Annotated in this window: 14 protein-coding genes; 10 read left to right on the forward strand and 4 right to left on the reverse strand. The window is 67.4% G+C overall.

Annotated features, from left to right (window positions below; genetic code table 11):
* Window positions 1-312 precede the first annotated feature (312 nt).
* Window positions 313-2,679: a hypothetical protein gene (locus QHF83_RS03050; RefSeq protein ID WP_282416233.1), complete on the forward strand. Its 2,367-nt coding sequence runs from the start codon at window positions 313-315 to the stop codon at window positions 2,677-2,679.
* Window positions 2,680-2,924: 245 nt separating this feature from the next.
* Here QHF83_RS03050 and QHF83_RS03055 read toward each other — a convergent pair whose 3' ends face one another.
* Window positions 2,925-3,083, reverse strand: coding sequence for a hypothetical protein (locus QHF83_RS03055; RefSeq protein ID WP_282416234.1), 159 nt, complete (start codon window positions 3,081-3,083; stop codon window positions 2,925-2,927).
* Window positions 3,084-3,235: 152 nt separating this feature from the next.
* Here QHF83_RS03055 and QHF83_RS03060 point away from each other — a divergent pair, with 152 nt between their 5' ends.
* The 3 genes from QHF83_RS03060 to QHF83_RS03070 all read left to right on the forward strand — a co-directional run bounded on the left by QHF83_RS03060 (window position 3,236) and on the right by QHF83_RS03070 (window position 5,599).
* Window positions 3,236-3,874, forward strand: coding sequence for a DUF4360 domain-containing protein (locus QHF83_RS03060; RefSeq protein ID WP_282416235.1), 639 nt, complete (start codon window positions 3,236-3,238; stop codon window positions 3,872-3,874).
* Window positions 3,875-4,013: 139 nt separating this feature from the next.
* On the forward strand, window positions 4,014-4,649 hold the full coding sequence (locus tag QHF83_RS03065) for a DUF4360 domain-containing protein (protein ID WP_282416236.1): 636 nt from the start codon (window positions 4,014-4,016) through the stop codon (window positions 4,647-4,649).
* Between the two features lie 329 nt (window positions 4,650-4,978).
* Window positions 4,979-5,599 (forward strand): DUF4360 domain-containing protein, encoded by a 621-nt coding sequence (locus QHF83_RS03070; protein ID WP_282416237.1) that lies wholly within the window; start codon window positions 4,979-4,981, stop codon window positions 5,597-5,599.
* Between the two features lie 132 nt (window positions 5,600-5,731).
* Here QHF83_RS03070 and QHF83_RS03075 read toward each other — a convergent pair whose 3' ends face one another.
* From QHF83_RS03075 to QHF83_RS03085, 3 genes are all read right to left on the reverse strand, one after another.
* Complete coding sequence (locus QHF83_RS03075; protein WP_282416238.1) at window positions 5,732-7,687, reverse strand: hypothetical protein; 1,956 nt, start codon at window positions 7,685-7,687, stop codon at window positions 5,732-5,734.
* Between the two features lie 143 nt (window positions 7,688-7,830).
* The gene (locus tag QHF83_RS03080; protein ID WP_282416239.1) at window positions 7,831-8,151 is read right to left on the reverse strand and encodes a hypothetical protein; all 321 of its coding nucleotides are present in this window, start codon (window positions 8,149-8,151) and stop codon (window positions 7,831-7,833) included.
* A 103-nt stretch (window positions 8,152-8,254) separates the two neighbouring features.
* Window positions 8,255-8,659 (reverse strand): nuclear transport factor 2 family protein, encoded by a 405-nt coding sequence (locus tag QHF83_RS03085; RefSeq protein WP_282416240.1) that lies wholly within the window; start codon window positions 8,657-8,659, stop codon window positions 8,255-8,257.
* Between the two features lie 288 nt (window positions 8,660-8,947).
* Here QHF83_RS03085 and QHF83_RS03090 point away from each other — a divergent pair, with 288 nt between their 5' ends.
* The 6 genes from QHF83_RS03090 (at window position 8,948) to QHF83_RS03115 (ending at window position 12,900) form a co-directional block, all read left to right on the forward strand.
* Complete coding sequence (locus QHF83_RS03090; protein ID WP_282416241.1) at window positions 8,948-9,376, forward strand: hypothetical protein; 429 nt, start codon at window positions 8,948-8,950, stop codon at window positions 9,374-9,376.
* Between the two features lie 120 nt (window positions 9,377-9,496).
* The gene (locus QHF83_RS03095; RefSeq protein ID WP_282416242.1) at window positions 9,497-10,321 is read left to right on the forward strand and encodes a hypothetical protein; all 825 of its coding nucleotides are present in this window, start codon (window positions 9,497-9,499) and stop codon (window positions 10,319-10,321) included.
* 66 nt (window positions 10,322-10,387) lie between these two features.
* Window positions 10,388-10,939, forward strand: coding sequence for a hypothetical protein (locus QHF83_RS03100; RefSeq protein WP_282416243.1), 552 nt, complete (start codon window positions 10,388-10,390; stop codon window positions 10,937-10,939).
* 100 nt (window positions 10,940-11,039) lie between these two features.
* Window positions 11,040-11,261: a hypothetical protein gene (locus QHF83_RS03105; protein ID WP_282416244.1), complete on the forward strand. Its 222-nt coding sequence runs from the start codon at window positions 11,040-11,042 to the stop codon at window positions 11,259-11,261.
* Window positions 11,258-11,800, forward strand: coding sequence for a hypothetical protein (locus QHF83_RS03110; RefSeq protein ID WP_282416245.1), 543 nt, complete (start codon window positions 11,258-11,260; stop codon window positions 11,798-11,800). Before QHF83_RS03105 ends, QHF83_RS03110 begins: the two co-directional genes overlap by 4 nt.
* On the forward strand, window positions 11,797-12,900 hold the full coding sequence (locus QHF83_RS03115) for a hypothetical protein (protein ID WP_282416246.1): 1,104 nt from the start codon (window positions 11,797-11,799) through the stop codon (window positions 12,898-12,900). Before QHF83_RS03110 ends, QHF83_RS03115 begins: the two co-directional genes overlap by 4 nt.

The raw sequence follows: 12,900 nt of genomic DNA on the forward strand, positions 1-12,900 counted from the left end.
GGATCCTCGGGGGACGTCGTCCACCACCATCCATTCCCGTCCGAGCTCCCTCCCGTAGGCGCCGAATCGAGCTGTCCCTCGAGCTCCCCAATGGCCGTGCGAATCTCTTCGAGACGCTCTTCCGCGCCTTCCGCCTCGCACAGCGCCTCGGCCGCCCTCGAGCTTGCGAGGGCTTCCGCTCCCCGGCAGTTCCGTCGCCATCGTGATCCGTCATGCGCGTGATCCTATCGCAAGTCACGCTCCGCAGGACACGCGGTTTTCCGTTGATCGCCCCCGCTGAATCGGAGGACGCTTCTGCCTGGAGCGAATCCCATGCCCGACCTCATTTTCCTCCGTTTTCGTGCGACTTCGGGTGGAAACGTCGACGTGCCGGTCCTCCTCGCCGGCGCGGGAAAGGACGCCGCCGAGCGCTGGAAGGACGCGCTTCGCACGCCCGGCGTGCACGTGCTGCTCGAAGGGGACCGTGATTATGCCGTGAGCCTCGCGCCCCCCGCCTCGGAGGCGACGATCCAGATGCTCCAGGCCAGCCGGAAGAAGAGCGTGCGCGTCGTCTTCCCCGGACGAACCCCCGTGCTGCGCAGGATCGCCGACGTCGCCGTCGTCCCGCCGAAGCAGGTCGGGCTTGCCTCCGCCCCCGAAGCGGCCGCGGCCCTCGATTTGACGGCCGGGCGCGAGGGCGCGCCGTCGTTATGGCTCCTGCCCGACGGATCGTTCGCCACCGAGCCGGGGCCGCCGCCGCGTGGCCTCGACGCGGGCCCCGCGCTCGTCCGCGCCGCGCGCTGGATCTCGTCCCGTCGCACCACCACCTTCGAGCGCCTCTTCCCGCCGAGCGCGTTTCGCCCCGACGAACCCTTGCGCCCCGAGCGGCTCACCGCCCCGCAGGCCGCGGGGCTCCTCGCCCAGGCCCGGAGCGCGTTCGCCGCCGCCGGGGCGAACACCGAATATGCGCGAAATGCGCTGCTCGCGGCCGCGCAGGTCCGATCGGCCACGCTCACCGTGCTCTCGCACCTCGTGGCCACGGCGCTCCGGGATCCCGAGTTCCGTGCGGCGGCCGATCAGGCCGCGGCCCTGATGTTCGCGCTCGTCGCCGGCGAGACGGGGCCTTCGGCCGTGCCGGCGCTCCGGGCGCACGCGATTCAGCTCCTCTCGATGCGCGCGCCGGCGCTCTCGGCCGCGGACCGGGAGCTCGCGCGGAGCCTCGTCCGGAGCCTCGTGCGCGAGGCGCCGCCCTACGACGACCTCGCCGGACCTTGGCGTTTCGCCATGTGCTCGGCCCGCGATTTCCACGAGGGCGAGGTCGACATCTTCATCGACCGCTACGATTTTCGCGAAATCCCAGCGCCCGAGGGCTCGCCGACGCCGCCGAAATACGGGACGTATCGCGTCCTCGAAGCCCCGTTCCGCACCCCGAGCGGCGATCCCGTCTGGCTCTATGCCCGCGCCGCGCGGCCCGACGACGAGAACCTCGAGATGGCCGACCCGGCCTTCGTCGGCGTCTTCATCAACCGCCACGCCCAGCTCGGCGCCTACGACATGCGCGCCGCCACGGCCACGGTCCGCCAGGCCGGCTACAAGATCATGATGAACGCGCAATGTGCTGGACTGACAACCCGTTTCGCCATCGCGCGCGCCTTCCCCGACGCCGACATCTACTCGTCCTGGGACAGCACGTATTTTCGTAACGGCGGACCCGACGGCAAGATGAACGCCTCCGAGGGCGTCGATTGCTTCGTCGAGCTCTTGCGCGGCATGTGCGAGAAGGAGACGCACGCCGAGATCGAGGCCCGCATGCGGCGCGTGCAATGGCACCACGCGCAGGCCCACTTCCCCGGCTTCTCGCAGTTCGTCGGGCCTGGCAATCCCCTCGTCGTCGCGCGCTTCCAGGACGTCAACCGCGACGGCCGCGCTGACCTCTACGACGGCTTCCTCGACCTCACGATCGCGGATCTCGCCGAGGACCTGCGCGCCTCGCTCACGCCGCGGGATCCCGGCGTCGCGCCCTCGCAGATCGGCGGCGAGGCGGCCACGGGGCTCGGCTGGGCCGCGGGCAGCATGAACCGCGTCACGCAATACTCGGATCTCTGGGCGGGTTTGCCGGGACAAAGCGAGCTCTTCTACATCTTCCACGCGGGCGGCTTCTACGATCGGGGCGAGCCGCCGGCCGACGTGCCCGGGGGTTTGCCCGGCGAGCGGCTCGGGGCCTTGCCGGCCGTTTGTCGGTACGTACGTGGGACGGACGAGCCGGCGGGTATGCAGGCGGACGTGATGATGCACGCCCACCTGAGCCACGCGGGCAAAGAATTGAAGCGCCTGCTATGCGCGGCCGACGCCATGTGGCGCGCCTTCGACACGGGCCTGCTCGATGGCCCGCCCATGCACACGCTCGCGGGCAAGCGCGGCGCCATCCTGCTCACGCTCGCGGGCCTGCTCGAGTTCCCCGCCGACCAGAACTTCGTCGACGGCCTCTGGTCCATGGCGCTCGAAGCCCTGCGATTCCCGCCCATCTCGAGGTCGGTCGTCCGCGGATGTATCACCGAGGCCGACCACGAAGCGTCGAACTACTACGGTTCGCGCCGGGGGCTCGTGCAGCTTTTGGAGGATCTCGGGAAATCGGATCCGCTCGCGCTTTCGGTGCTCGAATCGGAGGATCCGAAGGTGGGACGGGCGAAGGAGATTTAGCAGGAGCAGCGAATCTCAGGCTGCTCTGCGAGATGGGGCAGCGAGCTCGCCTCGGGAGGTGAATCGGCAGGCCTTTGCCTGGCCGAGGAAACCGACCGTAGCAATCCACCGCGTTGGCGACCGCGTTGCGCCCTGAGCCCAAGCTTCGCCCCGATCTCGTTCGGCTTCTGGCAGAACCTCGGCCCGAGTCCTCGATACGCGCTTTCCAGGTGGTCGACGCTCTCCGCCTGCCACGTGCTTCTGCTTCAGCCATCGAGCGATTGTCCCCGGACCGTGGCGCACCGCTCAACCCCGCAGCCGATGCCGGAGAAACCGACTTGCCACTTGCTCACCGTTTGCCGCGAGGCGTCGTTCGACGTGGCGACCTCGCCATTGCTCCTGTCGTCCGCGCATCCCTCACGCACTGATTCTCTCCATCAGCGCGTGGCCCCTTCTTGGCAATCCGTTCGAACACGTGCACGTTTCCTTCGCGCCGGGTGACGCGCGCTGCGATCGGCGAATGTACCCTCGCCTGCGAGATGTTCGACCGGGCATGGATACGGGAAATGGGGGATCCATGAGCAGTACGAAGACGCGAGCAATGTTCACGGTGAGCCTGCTCGGCCTTGCCCTGGGCACTTCGGCGGCGGAGGGGCGCACCGTCCCCCCACCCACCTCGGGGCTCGCCGTGGAGAGCGTCCAGGCCATGGGCACGGGTTGCATGGACGCTTCCGCGGTGCACGTGGAATTTTCGCCGGCAGGCGACGAGATCATCGTTCGATATGGCCCAGGCCAGCTCAGTCTCGCGGCGGGGCCGGGCATCCCGCTCTCGTTGATGGGCAGTTATTGCAGGCTCCAGCTCCGGCTGCGGGTACCGCAGGGGTACTCCTATGCGATCACCGGCATCACGCATGAGGGGTATGCGGACCTCGACCCTGGCGTCACGGCACGGCGCACGGCGTGGTTCTGGTTCTCGGGCATGGTGGCCCCTTACCGCACGGTGGCCCTCGTCGGGCCTTTCGCGGGGAACTATCGGCTCACGAGCGATGTGGGGGCCAATCCGCGATACTCCGCATGCGGATCGAGCGCCCCGCTGTTTCTCTTGATGAATGTCGGACTTTCGAACCTCGACAATCCGAATGGGATGGGAACCGTGGACGCTGGCGAAGCGGGCCCGATCATCCGTTACCGCCTTTCTTGGCAGCAGTGCGGCTGACGGCGCGCCGTCCCGTCGCCCCGGGCGAGTTACTTGCGCTACGCGCCGACGAAAGGCAGGTTTCACGCGGGAGGCCGTCAGGGGAACAAATGCTTTCAAGAGCCGTTGAGAACCCCTCGTCTGGCCAAAGGAGGCAGAGATGAAAGCGAGATTCATGGGGCTTCTGGTCACAATGGCGACGATGGGACTCGGCGTGGCAGGCTCTCCGGGTGTGGCCACGGCGCAGCCCGAGGTGCCAGAATTCGTCCGGATTCGGAACATCCAGTACAGCGGCCCCGCGTGCCCCCAAGGCAGCGCGAACGTGTCGACGTTCGCGAACAATACGGCGTTCCTCGTCACATACAACGAGTTCCTCGTGGAGGCCGCCCCGGGGTTCCCTCCTTCACAGGGCAACAAGCAATGTACGTTGAGCATCGAGGTCGAGCACCCGCCGGGGTGGAGCTACACGATTGGCAGCATCGTGTACCGTGGGAATGCCGTGCTGGGTAGGAACGTCAGCGCGCGGTTCCGGGCACGCTATAACTTCCCTGGCACCGCCTCGTCCTCGAACGAGGTGTTCATGAGCGGGCCCACGAACAGCGATTTCGAGCTGCCGAAGGATTTCTCTCTCGAGGTCTGGGAGCCTCGCTGCACCGGGGGGGCTTTGCCCATCATCGTGACGGGGACGGCAGCCATCGACACCACGAGGGAGCCGCAGGGAACCGGCATCATCCGCGTGGAGCAGACGGACGGTACATTCGACATGATCATCAACCTCCGCTGGAGGCGTTGCTGATCGAAATGATCCGAGCGCCGCGGAGGTGCGTCCGTGGAGATGCCATGGGAGAGGCTGGGGACATCGCAGCCTCTCCCATGCTTATTGGCACGAGAAACCACCGTGTCATGGCGTAACTTTGCCAACGATACAGCGGTCCTCGTCACATACGACGAGCTCATCGTGGAGGCCGGCCCTGGTTTGTGTCTCTCTCAGGGCTACGCTGGACGACCTCTTGCAATGCTTGGCATCCGGAGCAGGTTTCTCACGCAGTGGGACGTTGGTGGTTCGAGCGCGTTCCCTGAAACGGAAGCACTGCGGAGCATCCCGCGAACGACGAGGGCATGACCATGACCAAACGAATGATTCTTTTTCTCTCCTCCATCGCCATGGCGCTCGTCGGCCCCGGGGGCATGACGCCTGCGGCTGCCCAGCCTGCGCCTGCAGGCGTGAGGGTCGGGCGCGTTCAATTCAGCGGGGCCGGATGCCCATCCGGCGCGGGGACCGCGGTGCTCGTCGATGGCGGCCAGGCGCTTCGCGTCACCTTGATGGGATTACGCGTCCGCGGCGGTGCTGGGCTGCCGCTCTCAGCGGGCAACCAATCTTGCACGGCCAGCATCGAGCTTTTGCCCCCGCCGGGCTTGCGATATGTCGTCAACAACATCAACGCGCAGGGCAACGTGGCGCTCGCCGATCGCGTGCGTGCGCGCATCCGTATCCGCGCGAATTTCCCTGGCGGGGAGGGGATGTCGCGTGAGGCCACGGTCGGAGGGCCTGCGCGCCGGAGCTTCGCGCTTGCAGGCGCGGTAAGACCCATCGTGTCCCGTTGTGGGACACGACTGCCGCTCATCTTGACGGTGACCGTTGCCATCGACACGACACGGAACCCGAGCGGAGCCGCGGAGGTGCGGGGCGCGGGCAGGAATGGCGATCTGGAGGTGCGATTGCCGCTGCAATGGCAGCGCTGCTGATGCCCGCCCGCAACGTCGAGACCGCATGTTTCTTCCCGAACCATGCGCTCATCGCGTCTCGCCAATGCAGCGCCAGTCTCCCCTGGGGCCGTCTGCTGGCCGAGAGGGGGACGCGAGGCGTCCCCCTCGGGACTAAAGCTTCGTTCCGGGCTTCTTCCCCGGCGCCGGCGCCTTGCCGCTGGGGCCGCCGAGCACGCTGTCGGGCGCCTCGGGGGCCATCTGCTGCACATCGTCGGGATCGAGCGGGCCGTACGCCTTGCTGCCGAGCTTGAAGAAGACGCGACGCATCCTGTCGCTGAGCTGGTCGAACGCGCGCGCGGCCATGACGTCGTAGACGCGGCCCTCGCTCGGGCCGCCGCCGATGCCGTACATCGGATTCGTGTAGTCGACCGTGAAGTGGTCCGGCGGCTGCACGGGCAGGTCGAACTCGAGTTTGTCCGTCTCGCCCGGGATCTTCATGGCCACGTGGAAGTCGACCACGATGCCGACGAACTTGCGGTCGCCCTTGTCCTCGGTGAAGAAATCGCCGGCCCAGCCGACCTCGTAACGCACCTCGATCGTCGGCGCCTCGACGCTACTGGCCTCGGGCTCCTTGGTGATCGTGTTGCCCTTCAGCGAGTCGAGCGCGTCGCGCACCTGCGCCGTGTCGCGGTAATCGATGTTGCGCAGGCGCTCGAGCGGATCACGATCGTCCTTCGGCTGCACCGCGAGGGGCTTGCCGTCGGGGCCGATGCGCGGGCCTTGCTTCAGCGCCATCACGTCGGCCGGGAAGACCTTCTCGAAGCCCTGCTGCAGGTTGCGCACGATCTCCGACTCGCGCTGCACGCCCACCTTCTCGCCGAAATGCGGGGCCACGGGGACGATGTTGCCGCCGCCGGCGAGCTCGCCGCCGAGCTTGCTCTTGAGCAGCTCGTCGACCTTGTCGAGCTTCTCGGTCGACGGCGCCTCGAAGCGCACCTCGACGCGAGCCGTGTCGTTTTTCTCGAGGTACCCGAGGAGCTTCTCCATGAACGGCAGGAGCTTCGCATCGTCGGTCGAGGCCTGCTCGCGGAACTCGCCGAGCGTCTTCGTGAAGAGCGCGTGGATCTCGTCGCGCGCCTCCTTCTCGACCACCGATTTCGGGTATTTCTTGAGGAAGTCGCGCAGCGCCGTGACCGAGCCCTTTTCCTTGGCCTCGCGGAGCGCCGCGCGCGGCAGGTGCTCGTCGCGCGCCTCGTCGAGGTGGCGCTTGCACTCGCGGACGTACTGCTCCCACGTGTACTCGCGATCGACTTCCTTCGCATGCGCGAACATCGCCTCGTCGCTCGCGACGTTGCGCAGGTGCCACATCGGCAGCGCGAGCAAGGCCGCGGCGGCCCCGGAGACGCCGAGGATCGTGCCCTTCGCGAAGAGCGCGCCGATCGATTTCGCGGCCGGCTGCTGCATGTCCTCGTCGCGCGGCGCCTGCACGGCCCAGGTGTCCTTGACGCGCACCTCGAAGAGCGGATCGAGCTTCATCAGCCTCTCGAAGTCCCGCGCCTCTGCCGCCTCGCGGATCCCGCGCTGGGAATCGCCGAGCTGCCGGAGGACCTCCTCCGCGCGCTCCTTGCCGTGGATCGTGAACGTCTCGGTGATGCCGCCCTCGAACGTGAACGTGAGCGTCGTGCCGTTGTAAATCCCGTTCGTGTGCTGATGGACGCCGCGGAAATCCACGAGCGTGCTCATCGGCACGACGCGAAGGACGCGCTCCTCCGCGTTGATGAAATCCATCGGGAAAAGGAAGCGCCCGGGCTTGTACGGCAGCGCGGAGCCGAGGCGGACGCGACGGACCAGAAGCAGGATCGACAGGAAGACGATCGCCGCGCCGAGGAAGTAAAGGAACATCACGGGCATGGACTGGATCCCTTGCCCGTAGTCGTGGAGGGCCGTGCCGACCACGAGGATGAAGCCGAGGAGCGCGAGGACGAACCACCCCGCGATGGCTGCGCCTTGCGAGGGCACGCTCGACAAAAGGGGGTACGGGTACGACTGGTGCTGCATGCAGCTGATGAGCCGCTCCCGCACCTCCCTCGGCAATGCATTGAAATCGACGCGCTTGGCCTCTGCCATGGCGACCTCCGAACGGAAGCCGCGAGCCGAGCGACCTCCCGAGCCGAGCACGATACGCGAGGCCCTCTCCGTGTGTCTACGGGAGGCGCGTTTTCCGCGGCAGCTCGTGGGAAATCACGCGTCGACGGATTTCGCTGTCGCTTTCAGCGCACCACGGCGCGCGACGACAGCATCTCGTTCTCGAGCTTGACGATCTTGTTGTAGACGCCGATCAAGAGCAGCGACGGCACCCACTGTCCGACGAAGTTCGCGAGCTCGAGGCGCTTCGAGTAACCGAAGCGGCTCTGCGGGCGGGCCGAGGCCGCGAGGCTGGCCGAGAGCAACATCGAGCCGAACGCGAGGCCGAGATACGCGATCGACGGCAAGCGCGAGGTCTGGCGCTCGATGAGCTGCGTCGTCCTGCCCTCGTTCTTGTTCAAGGTGGAGGTCATGCCCTGCGTGGAGACGTCGAACGACTGATCCATGGATTCCTCCCGGGGCCCCGACGAAGAGACGACAGGCCCGCGCCGGCCGACGCTTGCGACGATCACGCCAACGGGAGAAGCGTGCAGGGGAGAAGCGAGGAGGCTAGTTCAGCACCTTGGGCGGCGTGCGTTTCGGCGCCTCGCGGCGGGCGATCGGGCCCGCCTGGTGCAGGACGAGGCGAAAGGCGCCGTCCTCGCGGACGAACAGGTTCGTCGCGACGAGCTCGTTTCCGTCGATGGACTCCGCGCACACGACGAACGCCGTGTCGCCGAGGACGGTCGCCGTCGGCCGCGTGGCGACGATCGCCGGAGCGGCCGGGCTCGTGAGGATGGCGCGGAAGCTCGCCATGACCTCGGCGCGCCCGCGCACCACGTCCCAGCCCGGATGCACGCACGCGACGCCCGCGCGCCGGGCCCAGAGATCGTCCATCGCCGTGAGGTCGCGCCGCGCGAACGCCGTGTAAAATGCCGCGTTCGCGGCGAGGACCTCCGCTTCGTCCGACGCCATGGCTCGAAACCTCCTCTCCGCCGGGGACGATATCAAAGCCAGAGCGCCCGGTCGACTTTCGCGGGCCGTGCCAGCGGCGTGTGCTGTAGCTCCATGACGGGCGGGCGCAGCCGCGAGCGGCACGGGGGTCGCCGTACCGCCGCGCGAGCTCGTGAGCCACGAGGCTTCGACTTCCCACCTGCTCGCCGCGCGGGGCCTCGGCGAGCGGCGCGACGAGCAGGCCGCGAGGGGCCGTCAACCGCGGGCCTTGCCGGCCCCGGCGAACTCGGGTGATGATGGCCGGACGTCATGAGCCATCAGGGCCCGTACTTCATCCCCTCCGGCGCTCCCCCCGGAACGCCCCTCTTGATGGAGGAGGATCGTCCGCCGGAAGGGGTCTATTATTTCCGCATCTATGCGGTGCTGATGATCCTCATGCTCCTCGGCGTGTTCGCGTTCGGGCTTTACCTGATGCTCGGGCCCGTCATGCGGGGTGCGTCCGGATCGTCCGCGACGGGGGAGTTCGTGATGGGGCTCTTCGCCGCGGGCTTCTCGTTCGTCGTCATCATCCCGCACGCGATCGTGCTCTTCGCCGGCAAGGCGCGGTGGGCCTACACGCTCGGGATCATCCTCATCGGGCTGAACATGCTGTGGAATACGTGCTGTCTGCCCATCACGATCCCGCTGCTCATCATGTGGATGAAGCCCGAGACGAAGCGCTGGTACGGCGCGACTTGAGCCTTCGCCCGTCGCCTCCCCCGTTCTCCCTGTAAAACGCGTTTCGACGCGAACACATTCGCGTGAAGCGTGCGCCCGGCGCGGGAGGTGCACGCCTGCGCCCGGTACGGGGGATCGATTATGAAGGCGATCATGCTGGCGATCGTGCTCGGGCTCTGTCTGCTCGGGTGCGGCGCGAATATCCGTCAGCCGGCCCGGGAGGCGACGCTGGGCGCGATTTCGGCGCTCGATACGCCTCCCGAGGACGTCGAGCTCGCCCGCAAGATGGGCCTCTTGCTCGACCGTTTCTTGACGAATGCGCTCGCGTCCGGCCCGCCGCCGAGCATCGAGGAGATCTCCGCGAACGCGATGCGGGGCGCGATGCGAGGGCTCACGGCGACCGTGCCCGAGCAGAGGTGGATCGTGCGTCATCTCGTCACGGAGTCCCTGCGCACGGCCGTCGATACCGTGATGGATGAGCGCGGCCCGATCAGCCAGGCAGCCGCGAGGGCCGGCGAGCAGGCGGCCATGGGGCTCGTGCGCGGGATGAACAACGGGGAAAAACAGACGACGTCGCTCGTCGGGGAGGTCTCGGGCGAGATGGGCCGGTCGCTCACGCGCGCGATGGGCGGCGAGATCGCAGGCTGGTTCGGCCCGGACGCCGAGGGGCCGCTCGCGGACGCGATGGCCGCGGCCGCCGAGCGCGCGGCCGGGGCGGCGGTGCGCGGGGCCATCGCCGCGGCGAAGGACGAGGTCGCGCAGTGCAACACGGGCACGGGCGAGCCGTGCGTGAGCGATGTCGTGGCCGCGCTGAGCCGCTCGGCCGCGCGCGGGGCGAGCGAGGGCGTGAGGCGGGAGATCCAGCCCCTGCCGGTCGGAATCGCGTTCGCCGTGGGGCTCGCGGTGGCGCTGCTCGGGATCCGGCTCCTGCGCGAGTGGCGCTCGCGCAAGCGTCCGACGACCTGACGAGCCGAGGACGCGCGGGCCGCTTCCATCTTGCCACGTGGGGCAGGATGAGGAAGAAGGGCCTCGTTGGAAGAGCCGGAGACATTGCTGCAGAACGAGGCGGGCACGATCGTGGCCGAGGGCCCGCTCGTGCTCGTCTGCGACTGCCCCGGCGGCTTTGCCGATACGCTGGTGAAGCTCTACGCGCCGTTCGCGCTCGTGGCGTCGATCCTCGTCTCCATCATCGTCGGGCTGCGCGCGGCGCCTTTCCCCATCCTGTTCGTCGCGATCGTCTGGACGACCGCCGCCACGATCGGCAATCGCATCGCGAAGCGGAGCGCGCGCAAGCACGGTCGCTTCCGTGTCGATCTCGAGCGTGGTGAGATCGTACAGCAGGGGCGGGGTTTTTCCCGGACGCTCGACGCGCGGGCGCTTCTCCATGCGGCGACGCCCGTGGTGGCCGGGGTGGAAGGGGAATCGACCGAGCCCGGGTTCGAGCCGCGCTGGCTCTTGCTCGTCATGCAAAGCGGCGAGGAGCTCCGGCTCGGCAAGGGGCCGGCGCACGCGCTCCGGCCCGTTGTCGTTTTTCTGCGGGAGGCGGGGGTGCAGATGAAGGGCAATCGGGGGCGTCTCTCCTAGGCCCTTCCGAAGGCGCGCCGCGCCGAGTACGATCGGCCGCGGGATGGGGAGGGGCGGACGTCGACCGCACGGGGCAGGCAGCCCCGAGCGGGCTGGGCTCGTGATCTTTTCGATCACGCTCGTGTTCAGCGGGAGCGCCCGCGCCGAGCCGGGCGTCGAGTTCTCGGGGGGAGCTGGCTTCGGCGCAGAGGTCACGAACATCGCATCGGGGCGTATGGACTTCACAATCCCGGAGGGGATGTTCTGCAACGAGTTTCCCAAAGCCGTGCTGGCAGCGTTCGGGGAGAAATATAAGTATCTCGGCGCCAGGGTGACGAAATGATGAAGATAACTCGTTCCGAGCTGCTCGACGTCGTCTACCGCTTCTATCCGCGGGGAATGCTGGACATCGCGCGTGAGCACGTCCCTCCCGGCGAGTTCGTCTACGACGACACGGAGGAGCACCGCCGCCTGGTGGAAGCCTCGAGCCGCGGGCGAGCGGAGTACCCAACGTGGAAGGCGATGATCCGCCGCCTGGGGGATCGATACGGCCTTCAAAACGAATCGCTCCATCTGCTCTCGGGCGGCACCGACCCGGCCTACTCGGCCCGCATCTGGCTGACCGACGAAACGGCCCTCAGCTTCCACGTGTCTTTGCTCGGGCCCTACTATGGGATCCACCTCCCCGGCATCCCCGAGGAGGAGCCGGTGGCGCGCGAGGTCGCGCGGGAGATCGAGGCAACGTACCCCGGATATCAGAGGATCCCGCCGGAGCTCGGTGAAGTGATCGTGCCGGATCTGTTCGCGCCCAGGGCTTATTTGGGCGTGGCGACCACCTACATCTGCCTCTTTTCGGAAGTCTGGACCTGGGTCGATCTATGAAACACACCCTCGACGAACTCCTGGACATCGTCTACCGGTACTATCCCCGCGGGGTCGGGATGGTCGACGGCGATCTCGATAGAAATGCCATCGACAATTCCGAAGAGCACGCCCGGCTCGTGGCCGCGCGCAAAAAGGCGGCGACGGACGAGCGCTGGCACGCCTTGCGGCGTCGCATCGAGGAGCGCTTTCCCGAGGCGCCGCTCATGAACTACTCGCTCCACCTCCCGACCGGCGGCCACGACGCCTGCTATTCCTTCGCCATCCATCTCCCCGGCGCCAGCCGTGATCGATCGCTGTGGTTCCAGGTGAGCTTCTTGGCTCCGTACTACATCATCCACAAGTCGTGCACGATCGACATCGTCAAAGAGACACGAAAAGACTTCTTCCCGGTCATCTTTCAGGGCCTCCATTTTCAGGTCGATGGCAGCCCGTTCGATCCAAGGCTCGTCTCGAACCCGGACGATGAACGGTTGAAGCACGTCACCATCGAGCGCCACTACATCACCTTCGATCTGCTGCCCGACGAGCGGCCGTATGCGGAGTGGATCGCCCGCGAAATCGAGGCGACCTTCGGCTGCGAGCCGATGCCGCCCGAGGTCGGGACCCTGCTCGTGCCCGATCTGGCGACCCCGCATCTCCCGGGGGAAAACAGGCTTTATGATTGCCTGTTCTCGGACCAGCATACGTGGGTGAAACCCTCACCGTCCGACGTGCCCGCACCCGGCGTGAGGGTCGACCCGAGCCAACTGACCGAGCCGTTCAAGGCGGTCCTCACGGTCCAGGCGGCGCTCTTCGGCACCCTGCTCACGCTGGAGCGAGAGACGAAGTCATTCTATGCTGTGGTAGGTACGGACGGGACCCTGCGCAAAGAGGAAATGCTCCGGATACTCGCGGAGATCCGAAAGCACCTCGACCTGCCGGCGACTCCCCGAGTCATCGCGGCCAAGGGCGAGCTCGAAGCTTCCATGCGCGCGTTCGAAACGCTGCTCGCCGCCTGGGAAGGTGACGGCGCCCCCTCGGACGCCATGGTCGCCTGGGCCTCGAACTTCCTGGCCCGCTGGGACGTGGACGAGAACGAAGCGCCCCGAGACGCCTAA

Source organism: Polyangium sp. 15x6 (genome assembly GCF_029960785.1).
Classification (GTDB): Bacteria; Myxococcota_A; Polyangia; order Polyangiales; family Polyangiaceae; genus Polyangium.

Excerpts from the sequence above, each read along its gene's own strand:
- QHF83_RS03050 (WP_282416233.1), top strand. The coding sequence starts at position 313 with ATGCCCGACCTCATTTTCCTCCGTTTTCGTGCGACTTCGGGTGGAAAC.
- QHF83_RS03060 (WP_282416235.1), top strand. The coding sequence starts at position 3,236 with ATGAGCAGTACGAAGACGCGAGCAATGTTCACGGTGAGCCTGCTCGGC.
- QHF83_RS03065 (WP_282416236.1), top strand. The coding sequence starts at position 4,014 with ATGAAAGCGAGATTCATGGGGCTTCTGGTCACAATGGCGACGATGGGA.
- QHF83_RS03070 (WP_282416237.1), top strand. The coding sequence starts at position 4,979 with ATGACCAAACGAATGATTCTTTTTCTCTCCTCCATCGCCATGGCGCTC.
- QHF83_RS03075 (WP_282416238.1), bottom strand. The coding sequence starts at position 7,687 with ATGGCAGAGGCCAAGCGCGTCGATTTCAATGCATTGCCGAGGGAGGTG.
- QHF83_RS03080 (WP_282416239.1), bottom strand. The coding sequence starts at position 8,151 with ATGGATCAGTCGTTCGACGTCTCCACGCAGGGCATGACCTCCACCTTG.
- QHF83_RS03085 (WP_282416240.1), bottom strand. The coding sequence starts at position 8,659 with ATGGCGTCGGACGAAGCGGAGGTCCTCGCCGCGAACGCGGCATTTTAC.
- QHF83_RS03090 (WP_282416241.1), top strand. The coding sequence starts at position 8,948 with ATGAGCCATCAGGGCCCGTACTTCATCCCCTCCGGCGCTCCCCCCGGA.
- QHF83_RS03095 (WP_282416242.1), top strand. The coding sequence starts at position 9,497 with ATGAAGGCGATCATGCTGGCGATCGTGCTCGGGCTCTGTCTGCTCGGG.
- QHF83_RS03110 (WP_282416245.1), top strand. The coding sequence starts at position 11,258 with ATGATGAAGATAACTCGTTCCGAGCTGCTCGACGTCGTCTACCGCTTC.
- QHF83_RS03115 (WP_282416246.1), top strand. The coding sequence starts at position 11,797 with ATGAAACACACCCTCGACGAACTCCTGGACATCGTCTACCGGTACTAT.